This window comes from Bacillus sp. NPDC077411 (assembly GCF_044543425.1).
Lineage (GTDB): Bacteria > Bacillota > Bacilli > Bacillales > Bacillaceae_G > Bacillus_A > Bacillus_A bruguierae.
Genome location: NZ_JBITWA010000014.1, coordinates 1 through 19,143 on the forward strand (window position 1 = coordinate 1; position 19,143 = coordinate 19,143).

Genomic DNA, 19,143 nt, shown 5'->3' on the forward strand with positions numbered 1-19,143 from the left:
AATGGTGAAATTATTGCGTATAACGTAGAGAAACGTCCTGTTTACCCATTAGTCTCAAAAATGTTGGATAAGGCTTTTCAACAATTAAAAGATGGTGAATTTCCTATCCTCCACTCGGATCAGGGATGGCACTATCAAATGAAGGAATACCAACATGTATTGAAAGAAAAAGGAATTACACAAAGTATGTCTCGTAAAGGGAATTGTTTAGATAACGCAGTCATCGAAAATTTCTTTGGCTTATTAAAGTCTGAATTACTCTACTTACAAGAGTTCGAAAGTATGGAACACTTTAAATTAGAATTAGAAAAATATATTCACTACTATAATCATGATCGAATCAAAACAAAACTAAAAGGAATGAGCCCTGTACAATACAGAACGCATTCCTCATTAGCTGCTTAAAATATGTGTCTAACTTTTTGGGTTCACTTCAATCTCCAATGAGGTGCTTTTATATATATTTACACACGTACAGCTGTACCGCTTACCGCAACCATTAACATTCCGTCGCGAACCACTTCGTAGTCTACGTCGATACCAACGATTGCATTGGCACCTTTTTGAGCTGCAAGTTGTTTCATTTCTTCCATCGCAATGTCACGAGCTTCTTTCAATTTACTTTCATATGCACCAGAACGGCCGCCGACAACGTCACGAACAGAAGCAAATAAGTCGCGAACGATATTTGCACCCATAATTGCTTCACCGTTTACGATGTCTACATACTCAATAATTTCTTTACCTTGAATAGTATTAGTTGTTGTTACGATCATGATTAACACGCTCCTATAATCTCTAAAAGTTTATTGCTATTTCTTATGTTCTTATTATTACATGGAGACAGTAAAGTAACTATCTCATAACCTTACATAAAGATGACAGTTTTGTAATATTTCCTAAGTACTGAAATGAACGATATATACAAGTTAAAAAATAGGCATAAAACCCCTTCCTTTTTAGGTGGGTGAGAGCAGCTGGCCGCGCATAGAAACGGTCAGGGCCTTTTTTTACCACATGCAAAGTTTAAAACAAAAGAAGAAAGCGAGTGCAGGTCATAGTATAATTTCCATAGCATCGACTTATATGCTGAACGCTTAAAATGGATATCATGTTGAAAAAATCTTTTTTAAGGCCACTTGACTTCTGTTTATGTTGTAACTATAATGATTACAACAAAGGGGTGATAAATATGAAAATTAGTAGCCGTTTTACGATTGCTGTGCATATTTTATCTCTCCTAAAAAGTAATCCACCTTCTATTTGTACTTCAGAGTATATAGGGGAAAGTGTAAATACAAATCCAGTAATTATTCGGAAAGTACTATCGTATTTAAAAAAAGCAGGTTTTGTTGAAGTACGCCGCGGCGCAGGAGGAGCTTACCTCGTGAAAGAGTTGTGTGAGATTACCTTGTTAGATGTGTACCGAGCCGTAGATGTGGTGGAAGAGGAAAAGTTATTTCATTTTCATGAAAATCCAAATCCTAATTGTCCGGTAGGAGCAAATATACAAGCCGTTTTAGAAGTGATTTTAGTTCAGGCACAAGAAGCGCTTGAGCTCGTATTGGAAAGCATAACAATGGAGAAATTAGTTATATCATTAGTAAATCAAATACATTCTGCAAAGTAATTTTTTTTTAACTCAGTTGTAACTTAGTTGATTACAATAAAAAGAAAAGTGAGGGAACATAAACATGACTGTAAAAATTAAAGCTTATTCTGATTTTATATGTCCATTTTGTTTTTTAGGAAAAGCTCCTTTGGATGAGATTGTAAAGGGGAAAGATGTAGAAGTAGAATGGATGCCATTTGAATTACGCCCAAGTCCATATCCAAAAATCGATCCATGGAAAGAGCCTGATAAGTTAGGTTCATGGGATTCATTTATTGTTCCTACCGCAAAAAAATTAGGAGTAGAAATGCGTTTACCTCGTGTTTCTCCGCACCCGTATACAAACCTTGCCTTTGAGGGATACCACTTTGCGAAGGAACATGGAAAAGGAAATGCGTTTCACGATAGAGTGTTTGCTGCCTTTTTCCAAGAAGAACAAAATATTGAAGATATCGAAGTATTAACAAAATTGGCAGGGGAAGTTGGACTCCCTAAAGAAGCATTTAAAGAAGCATTAGTATCAAGAAAGTATAAAGACGTACAAGAAGAAGCGTTGCAACATGCTTACGAAGAAGCACAGATTATGGCTGTTCCAACATTCGTTATTGGTGATGAAGTGATTCAAGGATTAGCGAGCAAAGAAAGATTAGCAAAAGCAATCGATCAAGAGCTAGCAAAAAGTAAGGAAAATGAATTAGATGGAATGCAATGTAATGTAGATGGATATTGTTAATAAGATATTGGATGATAATCAACATATAAGGTATTGGAGGAATGAAACATGTCAGTTACTACAACAAATTTAAAAGATGCAATTATGAATCGCCGTTCTATTCGTAAAGTAAAAAAGACCGAAAATATTACGAAAGAAAGAATTAGTGACGTTTTAAAAACTGCTTTATACGCACCATCAGCTTTTAACATGCAAAGTGGCCGCATCGTTGTATTAATGGATGCAGAGCATGAAAAGTTTTGGGATATCGTAAAAGAAACGCTTCGTGCCCTTGTTCCGGCAGAAAATTTTGAGGAAACTGCAGCAAGACTGCAAGGATTCCGTGATGGAGTAGGAACAGTGTTATTCTTTGAAAATCAAGAAACTGTGAAGAGAATGCAAGAAAACGCGCCGTTATACAAAGAGCAATTCCCATTCTGGTCTCATCAAGGAAGTGCAATGCTGCAATATGCAACATGGATGGCTTTATCTGCAGAAGGAATCGGAGCGTCTCTGCAACACTACAACCCAATTGTTGATGAAGAAGTAAAACAAACTTGGAACATTCCAGCAGAGTGGAGCCTAGTAGGACAAATGCCATTTGGTGAGCCGGATGAGCAGCCAGGCGAAAGAACGTTTTTAGCTTATGAAGATGTAGTTAAATTTTATTAAGAAAAGCGAATGATTTCCTGAATAGGGAACACGCAGTCATTATGGCGAATGGATTCAACTTAAAAATCGGACTATGACTATACTTAAAGAAAAAACGTCTCAAAAATTAGAGGCGTTTTTTATATTTATATAATGATTAAAAAAGTGGATAATATGATTACTTGTTAATGCTTATATAATCATGCAAACATTGTTAATGTGGTAAAATAATCTTGTTTCCTTATGAAATAAGTCGTATTTATTTATTGGAATATAATACAGAATATTGTTAATTATCTTTTTTTATTGAAGAGAAGAGAGATTTACAGTATATTTTTTGAGAAACATTTATTTTGATATAAAAAGGAGTTATTTATTTGAAGAAAATATTTAAAGTACTTTTATTACTAGTAGCATTAGTGGGCGGTAGTGTAGCTGTATTTTTAGCCTATATTATGATTACAGATGAGAAACCTGTTAGTGTTCTGAAATTAAATGTAGAAAATAAGAATGACAAGGTTTTAAAACAGGGAGACACATTTACAGCGACGACTTTTAACGTAGGTTATGCTGGTTTGGATAAAGATCAAGACTTTTTTATGGACGGGGGAGAAGGCTCTCGTTCTAGCAGTAAAGAACAAACAGAAAAGAATCTTAACAACATGCTATCTTTTTTACAAAAAGAAGATTCTGATTTTATCTTATTGCAAGAGGTGGATACGAAATCTTCAAGATCATTTGATGTGAATGAATATGCCGTATTTAAGAACGGTTTGAAAAACTATGAATCTTCTTTCGGATATAACTATCATGCACAGTGGGTACCTGTTCCGATTACTAATCCAATGGGATATACGAATTCAGGAATGAGTTCATTTTCTAAGTATAAGATTGATACAGCAACAAGATTTCAACTGCCAGGGAAAGAGCCTTGGCCAAAACAATTATTTGATTTAGACCGAGCAATCGTTGAGCATAAAATCCCTGTGAGTAATGGGAAATATTTAAGACTCGTTAATCTTCATTTATCTGCTTATGATAAAGGCGGAAAAATAAGAAGGCAGCAAGTTGATTATTTGAAAGAGTATATGAACGAACACTATAAAAACGGTGATTATGTGATACTCGGTGGTGATTGGAATCAACTAGTCTCTGATGTACAGCTAAAAGATCCGAAGTTTCAAAAAGTATGGCCTGAATGGTTAGTACAATTGCCAAAAGATTTCACGGACGGTGGATTCCAGTGGGCAGTAGATCCTAATGTTTGGACCGTTCGCGATGATGTGAAGAAATATGTAGAAGGTGAGAATTTCGTTACGATTATTGATGGATTTTTAGTTTCGCCAAATGTAGAAATCGTAAATGTACATGGAAATGATCTGAAGTTTGAAAATAGTGATCATAATCCGGTAAGTGCGGTGTTTAAATTAAAATAAGTTTTATTTTGTGAATAACTTTTTGTAGCGGCACAAGTGAAACAGCTAGAAGTAATTTTAGAGAAATAGATGAACAGACTTGTCTTAAAAAACGTCTCAAGCTTTGTTGGGACGTTTTTTTTTATGCAGGAAATATAAATTTTTGAAACCAAAACATTCCATATCCTATCTAATAAGTGGAAGGAGGGATAAGATGGATGAAATAAAATTAGTGAAAAAAGCAAAAAAGGGTGATGATGCAGCGTTTGAACAGCTCATTAGCCTTCATCAGGATCAATTATATCGTACAGCTTATATGTATGTGCAAAATAAAGAAGATGCATTAGATATCGTACAAGAAACGGTTTATAAAGCGTACTTATCTTTAGAGCAATTACAAAAACCAAACTTTTTTCTGACGTGGTTGACGCGTATTTTAATACATAACGCTTACCAAGTATTAAATGAGAAGAAGAAGGTTCAACAATTAGAAGATAGCAGGGAATGCAAAGATGTACGAAACGTGGCAAACCGAATTGAGCAAAACATTGACTTACAAGCAGCAATTGGAAAACTAGATGAAAACTATCAAACTGTTATTATTTTACATTATTATTATGATCTTCCGATAAACCAAATTGCTTGGCATATGAATGTACCTGAAGGAACTGTCAAAACGTATTTGCATAGGGCGAGAAAATCGTTAAAGAAATTATTAGGAGGGAGTGATGAGAATTGGATAAACAGTGGGTTAATGATGAAATAAACAAAATCGAAGTTCCTCGGGAAGAATTACAGATAGCGATAAAAAAAGGTGTGAATAGAGCAAAGCAAGAAAAACCGACAAAAAGAAAATATAAACGAAGAAAGATTGCATGGTTAGCTGCTGCATCAGTATGTATAGGTGTGCTAGGCTCAGGCTTTGTTTTCCCGCAAATGAATCGTGTATTAGCAGAAGTTCCGCTTATAGGAAAAGTGTATGATTATTTTCATGATACGATGGGTCAAAATCTGTTTGCGAGTAAACTCGTAACAGAATTGAATCAACAAGCAGTAAGTAATGGAGTTAGTGTAACGATGAAAAGTGTGTATTATGATGGCGGCCGGATTGGGATAACGTTTACGGTTGATAATCCGGATAAAGGCGCGAAAAATGCTGTATCTCATGATCGTTTTTATTATACATATAAGCTTGCTGACGGAAGTCCAAAGTGGATGAAAAGCGCTTCGGGTGGCGGGAGAGTAACAAAGAATGGTTGGTTTGGAAATATCAAAATTGATTACCCTGAAAAAGAATTACCTCCAAATACAACATTACCAATTACCATTACATCTATCGGTGAAACGAGAGGATTTTGGAAGTTCGATATTCCCGTGAAACAATTAGAAAATAAAAAAATTAACTCGAAGCAGTCTGTTAGCAGTGAGGATCAGCAGCATACATTTAACTTTGAAAATATTACAATCGGTAAAGGAGCAACAACGATTGACTACAAAGCAATTTATCCGCTTGTTGGCGAGAACGACTTAGCACGAATCCACAAAATAACAGATGATAAAGGGAACGAAATTGATATGTCTACTTCAGGGATTGAATTTGGCAGAGAAAAAGTAGGCGATCATGTAGAATCTGCAGAGCGTTCTATTTTCGAGAAAATTCCTGATAGTGCGGAATTTATTACAATATATCCTTTTGTACGATTATCAGAAAAACCAGCAATTGTGAAGCTAGATGAAAAAACACCATTTGAAATGAAGAGCACGCGCAGTGATTTCAAAATAATTGTTAACCACATCCAGCATAAGAATCAGCGGCTAATTGTAAATTACACACTTCAAAATGTCGATACAAAACATATATCTATGGACGAATTAATCAATTTTGGCGAGGCGATGAATCTAACTGATTCTTCGTACATGGATCAAGATATCGTACCGCGTGGACATAATGTAAAAGGAAGTACCGTGAAAGTACTAGATAAGGAAAAACTTCAATTTGAAGGAACGTTTCAATTAGATGGGAAATATGGTGTGGAGAATTTCAGTTTAAAGGATTACGTATTAGAGGTGCTGATGTCGCCGTATCACCCAAATAAAACATTACCGCCTGTTCAGATTAAAGTAAAATAAGGTTACACCTCATGATTTTACATGTACTTGGTTATAGTAACAAAAGAACGATAACCAAGGAGGCTGCAACTATGGATAACAGTAGTAATTTTGTAGAGAAACTGCACGATACACAGGAGAAAGCGGAACGAAATAAAAAGCGTCAAGGTAACGGAAACCCGGGCAAGAAAAAGCCGAATAAAACGCATAAATAAAAAAGAAACCCACCTTTTTGGGAAGGTGGGTTTTGTTGATTTCATTGCGTTGCATTTGTTTTTTTTCTGCGAATGTATAGAAAAGCCAAAGCGGCAAGAACGGAAAAAATAATTAATACAACTAATAAAATAAGCCCGTAACGGTGAACGTAATGACTGATTAGATGCCAGTCTTTCCCGAATTGTAATCCTAATTGAATAAAAGTAAAGCTCCATATGAATGCTCCTAGATAAGCGTACAGACAAAATGTCCGAATACGCAGACTGGAAATGCCGGTTAAATAGGCAGTAACATGCCGCACTCCTGGAATGAAGTAGCCAAAAATAAGTAAAGGAGGACCGATTTTTTGAAAGAGAGCTTGTGTCCGAGCAATTTTGTTTTCTGTAATGTGCATTTTAGGACCAAATTTCTTTAAGAAGGGAAGCCCAAGTCTTTTTCCTAATATGTAACTAAGCGAAATACCAACTGCCGAGCCAAACCATGCGCTTAATAAGGCGATAAAGAAGTGCATTTTCCCTTGAAATATATAATATCCTACAAAAGTTAATAACGTTTCATCTGGTATTGGTAATCCAATAATTCCCCCAACTAACGCCATGATTAGTCCGAAATATCCATAATGCGAAATGACATAATTTAAGTGCTGTTCTATTTGTGATCACCATCCGTTTCATCTGCAATAAGAACTATTGTATATGTCTTTTAGTTTCACCCAATTACGCACAATCATTACTATATTGCTGCTTCATTTTGTGTGAAATGGTATGTATAAATCTATCATGTAGCTAAATATATTTATTTATTATAACAAATTTTGTTTTAGAACCCTCTGAAAATAAAGGGGAGTAGCTTCGCTCAACGTTTTGCGTTAGCATAAAACGTTATTATTTTCATTTCTAAAACTTTTTTTAAATTTTTTAAAACGACGGACATAAAATCATATGTCCTTTCGAATAATATAGTGGAAAGTTATAAACATAATTATATAAAGAGGAGAAAATGAAAATGATAGGAAAATATGAAGATATCGCTGAAATATTAAAAGTATTGGCGCATCCTGTGCGTTTAAATTTAGTTGAAACATTGATTACGAAAGGCCCTACGAATGTAACAACAATGTATGAAAAGTTGGGAATGCCTCAAAGTACAGTTAGTCAGCACTTAGCGAAATTAAAAGCTGCTAAAATTGTTTCGGGCACTCGAAAAGGGTTAGAAATTTATTATGAAGTAGTGGATAGTCGTACGAAGATGATTGTAGCCAATATTATTTAAATGAAAATGACGGAGTTCTTATATTTTTTAACAGTCTAATATTTTATTGTAGACTCTAAAATATAATATTAGACTGTTAAACGATTTATAGAGAGAAAAGATTCGAAATCATGTCATAGAGCACAATTCGGTTAAAGAGAATTGTGCTTTTTTTATGCATTATATTTTCATGTCAGAAAAGATAACATGTATTCATTTCTTGTAAGCGTTTGTATTTAAGAGTATTTTAAAGAAAAACAAAGAATTTGAGAGATAATGCGATATGAAATTGTTGTTTTGTCGAAAATTGTTGATTTTTGAATGGATTTAAATTACAATTGAATTTATGTAAGAAAAAAGGGAGGGGACAACATGATTAGCATTTTAGAAAAATCCGTTGAAACAACAAATAATATTCTATGGACTTATGTAATTATTACAATGTTAATTGGCTTAGGTCTTTATTTTTCTTTTAAACTGAAGTTCGTTCAAATTCGTCATCTAGGGGAAATGGCGGGTAAAAAAGGTAGCGTTTCTTCTTTCCAATCTTTCTGTATAAGTTCTGCAGCCCGCATCGGGATTGGTAACTTAGCAGGGGAGCACTAGCGATTTCGTTAGGTAGTCCAGCTTACTATATGGAAAAAGGTTTAAATAAGCGCTGGATGAGAATTTTATTTTCTATCTTAATTACAATTAGTTATGAACTAATTTTCAACTCTGTACAAGCAAATACAGTTACACTTGCTTTGAAGAATTAAGAATGCATTTGGTCTTGAACGTTATATATAAGTCCAATTTAAAAATCCGGCATACGGAACAAGCATGATGGTGCAACTGTTAGCTGTACGGTTACATGTTATGGATATTCGCATAAACGAGGAAATACTATTTTCATAGAAAATTTTTACCTGTGTTGCATGTGTGTATGAGACGAGCTTATTTATGTCGGAAAAATAAGATTATTTTATATGAATTAGGGCTACTAAATTTTGATATGAGGTGATGATATGGGACAATTTTTGTCGGATCTATTGGGATTAACAAATGATTTTCTGTGGTCTAAATTGTTAATTATTATGCTTGTTACTTTCGGAATTTATTTTACGTTTAAATCGAAATTTGTACAGTTTCGAATGTTAAAGGAAATGGTCCGTGTGTTAATGGAAGGGAAATCTGGTTCTAAAGACGAAGTTTCCCCATTTCAAGCGTTCTGTATTGGTATGGCTGCTCGCGTTGGAACTGGAAATATCACAGGAATTGCGATTGCGATTGCATTAGGCGGTCCTGGAGCGGTATTCTGGATGTGGATTATTTCTATTATTAGCTCAGCATCCAGCTTTGTTGAAAGTACGTTAGCGCAAATATATAAAGTAAAAGATAAAAATGGTTTCCGCGGTGGTCCATCCTATTATATGGAAAAAGGATTAAACAAACGTTGGATGGGAGTATTATTCTCCATTTTAATTACGATCACTTTCGGTCTTGTATTCAATTCTGTACAATCAAATACCGTTACAATTGCTTTTGAGAACGCATTCGGTACAGATCGTTTAACTTTAGGAATTATTATGGCTCTTGCTTTCGCTGCGATTATCTTTGGCGGTGTGCAGCGTATTGCAAAAATGGCTGAATACAAAGTGATGTTTCTAGCGGTGTTATACATTGGTATTGCATTATTTGTTATAGTTACAAACATAACAAAAATGCCAGAAGTTCTTTCTCTTATTGTTCAAAACGCATTTGGCTTTAAACAAATAGCAGGCGGTTCAATCGGCGCAGCGCTCATGCATGGGGTTAAACGTGGTTTATTCTCAAATGAAGCTGGTATGGGAAGTGCGCCAAACGTTGCCGCAACGGCAACAACAAGCCATCCGGTGAAACAAGGACTTATTCAAGCATTTGGTGTATTAACGGATACACTGATTGTCTGTACAAGCACAGCATTTATTATTTTACTTTCTGATGCATACAAACAACCAGAGCTAAATGGTATTGCACTTACACAAGCAGCATTAAGTGAACATGTCGGCTCTTGGGCATCAGGGTGTCTTGCTATCTTTATTTTCCTATTTGGATTCGGTGCGTTAATTGGTAACTATTATTACGGAGAAACAAATATTCGATTCTTAAACAATAGTAAAGTATGGTTGATGGTATACCGAATAAGCGTGTTAGCCATGATTGTATTCGGTTCTGTTGCAAAGATCCAATTTGTATGGGATTTAGCTGATTTATTTATGGGCTTTATGGTTATCATAAATTTAATTGCGATTGCGTTTCTTGGTAAATTTGCATTTGCTGCACTTACAGACTATATGAAGCAGAAGAAACAAGGGAAAGATCCTGTATTCCATGCAAGTTCTATCCCGGGACTAAAAAATGCAGAATGCTGGGAAGATCCAGTAATTGAAAAAGAAAAACAATTAGGTTAGTAACGCAAAGGAACATAGAGGCGGGACTCTATGTTCCTTTTTTTGTATATTTTTCCCTTTGAAAAATATATTGCTTTTTGTAAAGATAACGCTTACAATCAGTTTATGGATGAAACAAAATGATATCATTCTCATATTCCACAATAATTATTCAGTATAGAATTTCGTCTAATGCAAACGCTTACTCATATAGGAAGTAATTTGCATGTAAAGGTATTTATCTTTTTAATCTGAATTGTCAGACGTCTATCGTTAGACAACTGTTGCATCTTGGTAAATCAAACTACAAAATGGAGGATTCAAGTATGAAATTTGTCATGTTTCTTGTAGGACTAATTGCTGTATTTATACTAGCGTTTCTTGTAAGTAGCGATCGGAAAAAGATTAAATATAAGCCAATTGCTATTATGCTTGTTATTCAACTAGGATTATCATATTTCTTATTAAATACACAGATTGGATACTATTTAATTAAAGGAATTTCTGATGGATTTAGTACAATTTTAAAATTTGCGGACGCTGGAATTAACTTTGTATTTGGTGGAATGGTAAATAAGGGAGAATTCACATTTTTCCTTTCTGTATTACTTCCAATTATTTTCTTAGCAGTGTTAATTGGAATTCTGCAACATCTTAGAATTTTACCAGTCATTATTAAAGCAATTGGATTCTTATTAAGTAAAATAAATGGTTTAGGAAGATTAGAATCTTATAATGCAGTAGCAGCGGCAATTGTTGGCCAAGGGGAAGTATTTATTACAGTTAAAGATCAACTAAGTAAATTGCCAAAAAATCGTTTATATACACTCTGTGCATCTTCTATGTCGACAGTTTCCATGTCAATCGTTGGTTCTTACATGAAAATGCTTGACCCTAAATATGTTGTAACAGCACTTGTTTTAAACTTATTTAGTGGATTTATTATCATTCACATTTTAAATCCTTACGATGTAAAAGAAGAGGATGATATTTTAGAGTTACAAGAGGACAAGAACCAAACGTTCTTCGAAATGCTAGGCGAGTACATTATGTTAGGATTTTCAATTGCAGTTACAGTAGCAGCAATGTTAATCGGATTCATTGCATTGATGGCAGCAATTAACGGTCTATTTGATTCTATTTTCGGTATCACATTCCAAACGATCTTAGGATATGTGTTCTCACCATTAGCATTCATCATGGGTATTCCAGCATCTGAGATGGTAACAGCTGGACAAATTATGGCAACAAAATTAGTAACAAACGAATTTGTTGCGATGCTTGATTTAGGAAAAGCAGCTGGTGGTTTAACACCTCGTACAGTTGGTATCTTATCTGTATTCCTTGTATCATTTGCAAACTTCTCATCTATCGGAATTATCGCAGGTGCAACGAAGAGTATCGATGAAAAACAAGCAAATGTTGTATCTTCTTTCGGATTAAAACTTGTATACGGTGCAACATTAGTAAGTGTCTTATCAGCGATTATCGTTGGGGTTATGCTATAAGATAAAATAAAAAGCAATGAGCAGCGGGCTCATTGCTTTTTTTGTTTACTCAGCAGGCGGAGTAAATGTACGTTTTTCTAATTCGGCATCTAACATAAACAATGCGTTTGAATCGCTTGTAATTCGTTTTAATTTTTGAATGATGCTATCGAAAGATGCTTCTTCTTCTACTTGCTCATCAACGAACCATTTTAAGAAGGTGATGGTAGCATGTTCGCGTTCATCCCATGCAATATCAGATAGGTTATAAATACGTTTTGTAACCTCACGCTCGTGCTCAAGGGCGATTTCAAAAGCTGATAAAATCGATTCGTATTCGTTATTTGGATGATCAAATCCAGTAATGATTGCACGCTCACCGCGATCATTAATATAATTGTACAGCTTCATAGCATGGAAACGCTCTTCCTCTGCTTGTACAAGAAAGAAATTTGCAAATCCATCATAGCTCTCTGATGTACAGTATGCTGCCATTGCCATATACACATGGGCTGAGTAAAATTCAAAATTCATTTGATCATTTAGTGCTTCACGTAATTTTGGAGATAACATAAAAAGACCCCTTTCATATTATTACAATATAATCATATCATAGTTGAAAATAATTCTCATTTATTATTTGAATCGTTTGGAAAGTTTTTTCACGTGTGTTTCCATAATATCTTGCAAATCTAGGTTATATTTTTGCGCTAAAATTATAAGGTTTCCTAGTACATCTCCAAGTTCTTCTTTCAACTCTATTGTTAATTCTTCTTCGCTCTTCGTCGTTTCATCTGGGCGATCGCGGCCGATTTCGATAGCACGCACAACGCGAGAAACTTCGCCAACTTCTTCCGCTAAAAAATTAACGCGAATAAAAGAATTATATTGGGCCCAGCCCCGCTCATGATAAAATTGTTCCACCCATCTTTGAAATTCATTCGTATCCATCCTTTTCTCATCCTCCCAATATGTAGTATGATTACATTGTAGCATAACAATATATAGTTTTGGGGTGGAAGAATGAAACGGATTTGTGTGTTTGCAGGATCGAATGTTGGGGAGCGTCTAGAATTTCAAACAGAAGCTCGTCAGCTTGGAAAGATACTAGTTCAAAATAATATAGAGCTTGTATACGGCGGCTCTTGTGTTGGATTAATGGGAGAAGTAGCAAATCAAGTATTAGAGCTAGGGGGCCGTGTAACAGGCATCATGCCGCGTGGGTTATTTAGAGGAGAAATTGTTCACCACGGTTTAACGGAACTAATCGAAGTAGAAACAATGCATGAAAGAAAATCGAAAATGAGTGAACTTGCTGATGCATTTATTGCATTGCCAGGTGGATATGGAACATTTGAAGAGTTGTTTGAAGTTGTATGTTGGTCACAAATCGGGATTCATGAAAAGCCTGTTGGATTGCTCAACATTGCAGAATTCTACACACCATTATTACAAATGGTGGACCGTGCAGCAGCAGAAGGATTTATGAATCCATCAAATAAAGAATTGCTTGTTTCTGCACAAACAGCTAACGAATTATTTGTGGAGATGAAGAGTTACAAAAGACCAGTTATGGGTAATAAGTGGAAACAGTTAACATGATGAAAAACCGAGTGGAGTGTCCCACTTGGTTTTTTTGTATATTTTTCTTGTCAAATATTAGAAAAAGCGCCGATATATTGGCGCCGCCTTTCTTATGATCCAGCTTCACCTCCTAGCCCCTCATGTCTAAGAACCTTCCACACGAGAAGGTAAAAAGCACCTTCTGTGTGAAAGAACCTTAGCCAACGGGGCTAAACAGTCGGCTCCGCTTTTCTTATTGATTCAAGAATGCGCGCAGCATCCATGCGTGTTTTTCAAGTTCTGTGTAGATGCCAAGTAGTAGGTCAGATGTCATTTCATCGTCTGTATCTTGTGCGATTTCCATGCCTTTTTTTAGTTCGCTTAGCATCATTTCGTAGTCCTTCATAATCGCTTCGACCATCCCTTCTGCAGTTTCTCCGTAAGCTGCCTCTTGAACAGAAGATAATGTTAAGTATTCTTTCATTGTTGCTACTGGTTTGCCGCCAATTGCTAAAATACGTTCTGCGATTTCATCGATGTGCGTAGCTGCTTCTGTATAAAGTTGTTCGAATTTCTCATGAAGTGTAAAGAATTGAGGTCCTGTAACGTACCAGTGGAAGTTGTGTAATTTTGTGAATAAAACGTTCCAGTTTGCTACTTGTTTGTTTAATACTTCAATTACTTGTGTGTTCATGTAATCAATCCCCTTTTAAATTATTATACTGTTTGTTAATGTGGTCAATTTCTTTTTAAATTATTATTTTATACTATTTACTAATTTATAATAATTATAATATAATAACAGGTATAAAATCAACTCTTTTTGCATATATAATTTTAAAATATTTTGTAACGCACATGTATGTTTAAAATAAGAGCTAATGTGACATACAGGTAACAAAGAGTAAAGAGAAAGGAGAATGAAAATGCAGCTCCCATTTCAAAGGATATATCAACAAGCTGGGAACTGGTATGTACTTGATGACGATTTTCCATGGGATATAAATCAAGTAAAGAGAGATGTTTTCTCGTTAATTGAACGACGTGAGGTACCTGTTATTTTCTGTGATACGTGCGAAACGAATGATGTGTTAATACGATTAGGAGAAGAGGAAGAAGAATTTTTATTTCCTTTGAGCGGATTTTATCATAAAGAAAAGCGGCTCATTTTTGTTTGTATGTGGGAGAAGTATGAGAATGTATTAGAAACATTGTTGCATGAGTTTCGGCATGATATGCAGCATGAACATAAGTTATTGTATGTTGGGGATGAAATGTATGAAAAGCGGTGGATTGAAAAAGATGCAAGGGTATTTGCGAAGAGAAAGCTGAGAGAATATAGGAGAAGGTATGTGAACTAAAACATAGTATATACTATGTTTTAGTTTTTAACTTACAAAAAGAAAGTAATTGACATTTATTAAGTTTAGTTCTAAACTGTAGTTACAAAGCTTAGTGAGACGAATCAACATGTAAAAGATGAGATTTGTCTGCTGCACAATTTAATGAATTAGTATAAATCGGACAGGGGACATACAGAAGTAGTTCCCCCGTAAGAAAGTTTTTAAGCAATCCAATTTTGTAAGCTCACTCGTGAGGAGCAGAAGCAACTGCTGGAATTATTAAGAAAGTTACAGTTATAAAAAATTTCAAATAAATATCTCAAATTCGAGATAATATGAGGTGAAAAATATGTTTAAAAAAATTGATCATAAACAAATGGGAAGAGCAAATCACGGTTGGTTAAATACACATTTTCATTTTTCATTTGCAGATTACTACAATCCAAATAATATGAGATTCGGTGCACTTCGTGTTATTAACGATGATTTAGTAGCAGCACAAACAGGATTTGAGATGCATCCGCACCGTGATATGGAGATTATTTCTTATGTAGTAGACGGGGCATTAACACACCAAGATAGTATGGGAAACCGCGGAACAATTGAGCGTGGACATGTGCAATATATGAGTGCTGGAACAGGCGTCTTCCATAGTGAACACAATTTAGGCGATGAAACATTGCGTCTGCTGCAAATTTGGATTTTACCAGACCGTGCTGGTCATACACCAAATTATGGTGAATTTAAATTTGATTGGGATAAACGTGAGAATACATGGTTCCACATGGTTTCACCAATTGATGGCGGTGCACCGATTGAAATTCATCAAGATGCAAACTTGTACTCTCTTGCTTTAGAAAAAGGAAAAGAGATTGTGTTCTCAGTTGGTGAAGGGCGTCAAGCTTATTTGGTTCAAATTGAAGGAGGCGGCGTTGTGAACGGTGAAACATTAGGGACGAGAGATGCAGCAGAAGTAATTGCGGAAGATATTCACATTCAAGCAACGGAAACAGCTCATTATTTGGTAATTGAGATGAAGAAACAATAATTGTAATAAGCGAGTAGCGTCTAAAAAGGACGCTACTATTTTTTGAATATTCTGTCGAAATTTTCTAAAAATTCAATTAAAGGTTATTGCTAATTTCTCTAGAACTGTATAAAAGTGTAAAACAATTTAGGGATGGGGAGTGTTGTTTTTGAAAAAGAAGGTTCTATCTTCAACGTTAGCTTTGTCTATGGCTTTAGGAGCATTTGCGACATTAGGTACGTCACGTACATATGCAGATGAGCAAAAAATTCAATACAACCAAGAGTTCCAGACACCATCTTATATTGGGGAAGAGTGGAAAGCACCGGAAGGATTAGATAAAAAAGAAACGGTGTTTGAGTATTTAAAAAGTAAAAAAGATATGTTTAAATTAGCGGGAAATATTGAGAAACATTTTGAGGTCGTTAGCGAAGAAAAAGATGCAGAAGCAGAAACAACACATGTGAAGCTTATTGAAAAACATAATGGTGTTCCTGTATATGGATCTGATCAAACAGTAACGCTAGATAAAGATAATAATGTAAAAGCATTTTTCGGACAAGTTATTCCGAATTTAGAAAATAAAAATATCCCATCATCTGCGAGCATTTCAGAAGATGAGGCCGTAAATATTGCAAAGGCCGGTATTGAGAAAGAAATTGGAAAAGTAGATAACTATGATGGTATTAAGAAAGATTTATATGTATATGAAAAAGATGGACAATATTATCTTTCTTATCTTGTAAAAGCATCTACTTCAAATCCAGCACCAGGCTATTGGCATTATTTTGTTGATGCAACAAACGGAAATGTAATTGAGAAGTATAATGCGATTGATCATATTACTGGGTTTGGTTACGGTGTATCAGGAAATCGCACAATGTTTGAAATGTCCCGAAATGAAAAAACAGGTGCTTTTCACTTATTTGATGGTACGCGTGGACAAGGTGTTCATACATTCGATGCGAAAAATATGAATCCATATTTATTTGATTTACTGTCGCAATGGTTCGGATATACAGGGTATGAAGTTGAGAGCAAAAACAAATTCTTTGAGGATAAAGCAGCTGTCGATGCTCATGCTAACGCTGCGAAAGTATACGATTATTATAAGAAAACATTTAATCGTAATTCTTATGATAATGAAGGGGCAAAATTAATTTCTACTGTTCACGTAGGGAAGAACTGGGATAATGCAGGGTGGAACGGTATCCAAATGATGTACGGAGACGGTGATGGAAAAGAATTTATTCCATTCTCAGCAGGACTTGATGTTATTGCGCATGAGCTCACTCACGCAGTAACAGAGTACTCTGCAAATCTAGAATATAGAAATGAATCTGGCGCATTAAATGAATCGTTATCTGATATTATGGGTGCAATGGTTGACCGTGATGATTGGGATATGGGAGAAGATATTTATGCACCAGAGATGCGAGGAACTGTACTGCGTTCTTTAAGTAATCCGGCTTCTATTCCAAATCCATTAAAGCCAAGTGAAGGCTACCCTGATCATTATAGTAAGCGCTACAAAGGAACGATTGATAATGGCGGTGTTCATATTAATAGCAGCATTAACAACAAAGCGGCATACTTAGTTTCTGAAGGTGGTACGCATTACGATGTTACTGTAAATGGTGTAGGCCGCGAAGCAACAGAAAAAATTTATTACCGCGCTCTTACAAAATATTTAACTGCAAACTCAAACTTTAGCATGATGCGCCAAGCTGCAATTCAAGCGGCTACAGATTTATATGGCCAAAATTCTAAAGAAGTACAAGCTGTAAAGAAAGCATACGATGCAGTAGGTGTAAAATAAAGTGAAACTTCCGTCAGTGGGGATTCTTCATCCACCACTGATGGAAAGCCCGCCCAATCGGGCTTTTACGGGCAGTTTTCTTCCTGGTTTTCCTATCCTTTACTGCCCGTTAATGCGGGATAAGACACGAAAAGACCTGATTTTATATCAGGTCTTTTTATCGTTTAATCACGAATGCCTAATGCAATTTTAGCAAATCGGGACATGCGATCTTTTGTCCATGGCGGATTCCAAACAACATTTACTTCAATTTCATTTAATTCAGGAACATTTGTTGCTAATACCTTTTTGACATCAGATACGATTTGTCCAGCCATTGGACAACCAATAGAAGTCATTGTCATTGTAATAACAGTATTATGTTGTTCGTCAGTTGTAACATCATATACTAACCCAAGATTTATAATATCGACGCCAAGCTCAGGATCAATAACAGCTTCTAAATTGGCATATACTTTATCTTCCAAAGTTTGAGACATATAAGCACCTCTAATAATAATTGATATTTGTTCTCATTATAATGGATTTGCAATAAAGATGCAGTGATCTAGCTCATAGTATTTTTCATATAGAAAAAAACATTCTGTGTTATGAGGAATGCCTTTCTATATATTTTTGGCGATAAGTGTATAAAGTCCAGGGATACGATCTTCAATTCCGTTCGGAGCATGAGGGGGGAAGACCCATTTTTGTTTTGAACCGCATTCTTCTGTGAGCTCCTCGATGCGGAGTCCCGATTGCGCAATTTTTGTTACAATTTCGCCTAATGTCCATCTGCGAATCATGTTTTTGGGTAAAGAGTTACGCTCTGCTTCTGATAAGAGCATACTGTAGGCTACATCTACTTCGATTACATCTTCATGAAAATAATTGCCACTTGCAACTACTTCGTTATTTTCTATTTGCACTAGTTTTGTGTACAGTGGATGATAGTCGCGTAAAATAAATGTTCCACCTTGTTTTAGTAATTGAGAAATGATTGTAAATAAAGGCTTTAAATCTATGAAATAGTGGAGCACACCAAGCTCGAGTAATACTACATCAAATGAGCCGATTGTTTTTTTGATATGGAGCACATCAGACACAATGTATTCAATATGTGTTTTGGCAGCTACGGCAAGCTCTCTCGCATATTTTGCGTTGCTCTCTGAAATATCGACGACCGTTACCTCTGCTCCTAGCAATGACAGAGCAACCGCCTTACTCCCTTTTGATCCCATTAGATTTATAATTCGTTTTCCTCGTACATCATCTATGTAAGGCAAATAATAAGCGACCTCAGCAGCGGGATTTTCTCGTATTTGTTTTCCGTAAGAATACGGCGTTCCGTGGCGATTTGTCCAAGCTTCATAAGCTGATTTGTTCCATCCTGTTTTATTCATTACACTTAATTGTTGTTGATTCAATCCTATCGCTCCTTTCTGTGAAGGTATATAGTTTCCTTATAAAGGTGAAAAATCCTGCTTTTTATTTACAAAAAGTTTGATTTTTCTGTACAATTTTCATACAATGTATATTACATATGAA

Annotated in this window: 22 protein-coding genes, 1 pseudogene and 1 other annotated feature (1 of these 24 only partly in view); of the genes and pseudogenes, 16 read left to right on the top strand and 7 right to left on the bottom strand. The window is 35.4% G+C overall.

Annotated features, from left to right (window positions below; translation table 11 throughout):
- Positions 1-405 (top strand): IS3 family transposase (locus ACIGHG_RS17070; RefSeq protein WP_396549568.1); only part of this gene is annotated, 405 nt, incomplete at its 5' end.
- A gap of 59 nt (positions 406-464) precedes the next feature.
- Here ACIGHG_RS17070 and ACIGHG_RS17075 read toward each other — a convergent pair.
- Positions 465-776, bottom strand: coding sequence for a heavy metal-binding domain-containing protein (locus ACIGHG_RS17075; protein WP_090916015.1), 312 nt, complete (start codon positions 774-776; stop codon positions 465-467).
- A 416-nt stretch (positions 777-1,192) separates the two neighbouring features.
- On the opposite strand from ACIGHG_RS17075, the gene ACIGHG_RS17080 reads away from it, so the two are divergent.
- From ACIGHG_RS17080 to ACIGHG_RS17110, 7 genes are all read left to right on the top strand, one after another.
- Positions 1,193-1,630 (top strand): Rrf2 family transcriptional regulator, encoded by a 438-nt coding sequence (locus ACIGHG_RS17080; protein WP_396549570.1) that lies wholly within the window; start codon positions 1,193-1,195, stop codon positions 1,628-1,630.
- A gap of 64 nt (positions 1,631-1,694) precedes the next feature.
- Complete coding sequence (locus tag ACIGHG_RS17085; protein WP_396549572.1) at positions 1,695-2,345, top strand: DsbA family oxidoreductase; 651 nt, start codon at positions 1,695-1,697, stop codon at positions 2,343-2,345.
- A 48-nt stretch (positions 2,346-2,393) separates the two neighbouring features.
- Positions 2,394-2,996 (top strand): nitroreductase family protein, encoded by a 603-nt coding sequence (locus ACIGHG_RS17090; protein WP_396549573.1) that lies wholly within the window; start codon positions 2,394-2,396, stop codon positions 2,994-2,996.
- 356 nt (positions 2,997-3,352) lie between these two features.
- Positions 3,353-4,411, top strand: coding sequence for an endonuclease/exonuclease/phosphatase family protein (locus ACIGHG_RS17095; RefSeq protein ID WP_336472037.1), 1,059 nt, complete (start codon positions 3,353-3,355; stop codon positions 4,409-4,411).
- 193 nt (positions 4,412-4,604) lie between these two features.
- Positions 4,605-5,156 carry a sigma-70 family RNA polymerase sigma factor gene (locus tag ACIGHG_RS17100; RefSeq protein ID WP_336472038.1) on the top strand — a complete coding sequence of 184 codons (552 nt, stop codon included), beginning with the start codon at positions 4,605-4,607 and terminating at the stop codon, positions 5,154-5,156.
- Positions 5,126-6,520 carry a DUF4179 domain-containing protein gene (locus tag ACIGHG_RS17105; protein ID WP_336472039.1) on the top strand — a complete coding sequence of 465 codons (1,395 nt, stop codon included), beginning with the start codon at positions 5,126-5,128 and terminating at the stop codon, positions 6,518-6,520. Before ACIGHG_RS17100 ends, ACIGHG_RS17105 begins: the two co-directional genes overlap by 31 nt.
- Positions 6,521-6,591: 71 nt before the next feature.
- The gene (locus tag ACIGHG_RS17110) at positions 6,592-6,714 is read left to right on the top strand and encodes a DUF4023 domain-containing protein (RefSeq protein ID WP_035433200.1); all 123 of its coding nucleotides are present in this window, start codon (positions 6,592-6,594) and stop codon (positions 6,712-6,714) included.
- Between the two features lie 41 nt (positions 6,715-6,755).
- Here ACIGHG_RS17110 and ACIGHG_RS17115 read toward each other — a convergent pair whose 3' ends face one another.
- Positions 6,756-7,313: a DedA family protein gene (locus ACIGHG_RS17115; RefSeq protein ID WP_336472040.1), complete on the bottom strand. Its 558-nt coding sequence runs from the start codon at positions 7,311-7,313 to the stop codon at positions 6,756-6,758.
- A gap of 407 nt (positions 7,314-7,720) precedes the next feature.
- Here ACIGHG_RS17115 and ACIGHG_RS17120 point away from each other — a divergent pair, with 407 nt between their 5' ends.
- The 4 genes and pseudogenes from ACIGHG_RS17120 to ACIGHG_RS17135 all read left to right on the top strand — a co-directional run bounded on the left by ACIGHG_RS17120 (position 7,721) and on the right by ACIGHG_RS17135 (position 11,885).
- Complete coding sequence (locus ACIGHG_RS17120) at positions 7,721-7,987, top strand: ArsR/SmtB family transcription factor (RefSeq protein WP_396549576.1); 267 nt, start codon at positions 7,721-7,723, stop codon at positions 7,985-7,987.
- Between the two features lie 354 nt (positions 7,988-8,341).
- A pseudogene (locus tag ACIGHG_RS17125) lies at positions 8,342-8,752 on the top strand (alanine:cation symporter family protein); the annotation flags it as partial.
- A gap of 221 nt (positions 8,753-8,973) precedes the next feature.
- Positions 8,974-10,398 (top strand): alanine/glycine:cation symporter family protein, encoded by a 1,425-nt coding sequence (locus ACIGHG_RS17130; RefSeq protein WP_090916030.1) that lies wholly within the window; start codon positions 8,974-8,976, stop codon positions 10,396-10,398.
- Positions 10,399-10,703: 305 nt separating this feature from the next.
- Positions 10,704-11,885, top strand: a complete 1,182-nt coding sequence (locus ACIGHG_RS17135) for a NupC/NupG family nucleoside CNT transporter (protein WP_336472041.1) — start codon at positions 10,704-10,706, stop codon at positions 11,883-11,885.
- 45 nt (positions 11,886-11,930) lie between these two features.
- Here ACIGHG_RS17135 and ACIGHG_RS17140 read toward each other — a convergent pair whose 3' ends face one another.
- Both ACIGHG_RS17140 and ACIGHG_RS17145 read right to left on the bottom strand, forming a co-directional pair.
- Positions 11,931-12,437 carry a ferritin gene (locus ACIGHG_RS17140; protein ID WP_020062878.1) on the bottom strand — a complete coding sequence of 169 codons (507 nt, stop codon included), beginning with the start codon at positions 12,435-12,437 and terminating at the stop codon, positions 11,931-11,933.
- Positions 12,438-12,500: 63 nt separating this feature from the next.
- Positions 12,501-12,815, bottom strand: coding sequence for a MazG nucleotide pyrophosphohydrolase domain-containing protein (locus tag ACIGHG_RS17145; protein WP_090916036.1), 315 nt, complete (start codon positions 12,813-12,815; stop codon positions 12,501-12,503).
- 72 nt (positions 12,816-12,887) lie between these two features.
- On the opposite strand from ACIGHG_RS17145, the gene ACIGHG_RS17150 reads away from it, so the two are divergent.
- Positions 12,888-13,466, top strand: a complete 579-nt coding sequence (locus ACIGHG_RS17150) for an LOG family protein (protein WP_336472042.1) — start codon at positions 12,888-12,890, stop codon at positions 13,464-13,466.
- A 214-nt stretch (positions 13,467-13,680) separates the two neighbouring features.
- On the opposite strand, the gene ACIGHG_RS17155 is transcribed toward ACIGHG_RS17150, so the two are convergent.
- Complete coding sequence (locus ACIGHG_RS17155; RefSeq protein ID WP_336472043.1) at positions 13,681-14,121, bottom strand: Dps family protein; 441 nt, start codon at positions 14,119-14,121, stop codon at positions 13,681-13,683.
- Between the two features lie 232 nt (positions 14,122-14,353).
- Between ACIGHG_RS17155 and ACIGHG_RS17160 the strand changes: the two genes are divergently transcribed.
- The 3 genes from ACIGHG_RS17160 (at position 14,354) to ACIGHG_RS17170 (ending at position 17,616) form a co-directional block, all read left to right on the top strand.
- On the top strand, positions 14,354-14,788 hold the full coding sequence (locus tag ACIGHG_RS17160; RefSeq protein WP_336472111.1) for a DUF3920 family protein: 435 nt from the start codon (positions 14,354-14,356) through the stop codon (positions 14,786-14,788).
- 331 nt (positions 14,789-15,119) lie between these two features.
- The gene (locus ACIGHG_RS17165) at positions 15,120-15,818 is read left to right on the top strand and encodes a pirin family protein (protein WP_336472044.1); all 699 of its coding nucleotides are present in this window, start codon (positions 15,120-15,122) and stop codon (positions 15,816-15,818) included.
- 148 nt (positions 15,819-15,966) lie between these two features.
- Positions 15,967-17,616, top strand: a complete 1,650-nt coding sequence (locus tag ACIGHG_RS17170; protein ID WP_336472045.1) for a M4 family metallopeptidase — start codon at positions 15,967-15,969, stop codon at positions 17,614-17,616.
- Positions 17,617-17,780: 164 nt separating this feature from the next.
- On the opposite strand, the gene ACIGHG_RS17175 is transcribed toward ACIGHG_RS17170, so the two are convergent.
- Complete coding sequence (locus ACIGHG_RS17175) at positions 17,781-18,095, bottom strand: metal-sulfur cluster assembly factor (RefSeq protein ID WP_336472046.1); 315 nt, start codon at positions 18,093-18,095, stop codon at positions 17,781-17,783.
- A 126-nt stretch (positions 18,096-18,221) separates the two neighbouring features.
- Entirely contained in the window at positions 18,222-19,022 is an 801-nt protein-coding gene (locus ACIGHG_RS17180) for a class I SAM-dependent methyltransferase (protein WP_396549580.1), read from the bottom strand.
- Between the two features lie 117 nt (positions 19,023-19,139).
- Positions 19,140-19,143: a binding site (T-box leader), on the top strand; it runs 269 nt beyond the window's last position.

Excerpts from the sequence above, each read along its gene's own strand:
- ACIGHG_RS17165 (WP_336472044.1), top strand. The coding sequence starts at position 15,120 with ATGTTTAAAAAAATTGATCATAAACAAATGGGAAGAGCAAATCACGGT.
- ACIGHG_RS17140 (WP_020062878.1), bottom strand. The coding sequence starts at position 12,437 with ATGTTATCTCCAAAATTACGTGAAGCACTAAATGATCAAATGAATTTT.
- ACIGHG_RS17115 (WP_336472040.1), bottom strand. The coding sequence starts at position 7,313 with ATGGCGTTAGTTGGGGGAATTATTGGATTACCAATACCAGATGAAACG.
- ACIGHG_RS17090 (WP_396549573.1), top strand. The coding sequence starts at position 2,394 with ATGTCAGTTACTACAACAAATTTAAAAGATGCAATTATGAATCGCCGT.
- ACIGHG_RS17100 (WP_336472038.1), top strand. The coding sequence starts at position 4,605 with ATGGATGAAATAAAATTAGTGAAAAAAGCAAAAAAGGGTGATGATGCA.
- ACIGHG_RS17085 (WP_396549572.1), top strand. The coding sequence starts at position 1,695 with ATGACTGTAAAAATTAAAGCTTATTCTGATTTTATATGTCCATTTTGT.
- ACIGHG_RS17160 (WP_336472111.1), top strand. The coding sequence starts at position 14,354 with ATGCAGCTCCCATTTCAAAGGATATATCAACAAGCTGGGAACTGGTAT.
- ACIGHG_RS17150 (WP_336472042.1), top strand. The coding sequence starts at position 12,888 with ATGAAACGGATTTGTGTGTTTGCAGGATCGAATGTTGGGGAGCGTCTA.
- ACIGHG_RS17120 (WP_396549576.1), top strand. The coding sequence starts at position 7,721 with ATGATAGGAAAATATGAAGATATCGCTGAAATATTAAAAGTATTGGCG.
- ACIGHG_RS17130 (WP_090916030.1), top strand. The coding sequence starts at position 8,974 with ATGGGACAATTTTTGTCGGATCTATTGGGATTAACAAATGATTTTCTG.
- ACIGHG_RS17175 (WP_336472046.1), bottom strand. The coding sequence starts at position 18,095 with ATGTCTCAAACTTTGGAAGATAAAGTATATGCCAATTTAGAAGCTGTT.
- ACIGHG_RS17075 (WP_090916015.1), bottom strand. The coding sequence starts at position 776 with ATGATCGTAACAACAACTAATACTATTCAAGGTAAAGAAATTATTGAG.
- ACIGHG_RS17110 (WP_035433200.1), top strand. The coding sequence starts at position 6,592 with ATGGATAACAGTAGTAATTTTGTAGAGAAACTGCACGATACACAGGAG.
- ACIGHG_RS17155 (WP_336472043.1), bottom strand. The coding sequence starts at position 14,121 with ATGAACACACAAGTAATTGAAGTATTAAACAAACAAGTAGCAAACTGG.
- ACIGHG_RS17135 (WP_336472041.1), top strand. The coding sequence starts at position 10,704 with ATGAAATTTGTCATGTTTCTTGTAGGACTAATTGCTGTATTTATACTA.
- ACIGHG_RS17080 (WP_396549570.1), top strand. The coding sequence starts at position 1,193 with ATGAAAATTAGTAGCCGTTTTACGATTGCTGTGCATATTTTATCTCTC.
- ACIGHG_RS17145 (WP_090916036.1), bottom strand. The coding sequence starts at position 12,815 with ATGGATACGAATGAATTTCAAAGATGGGTGGAACAATTTTATCATGAG.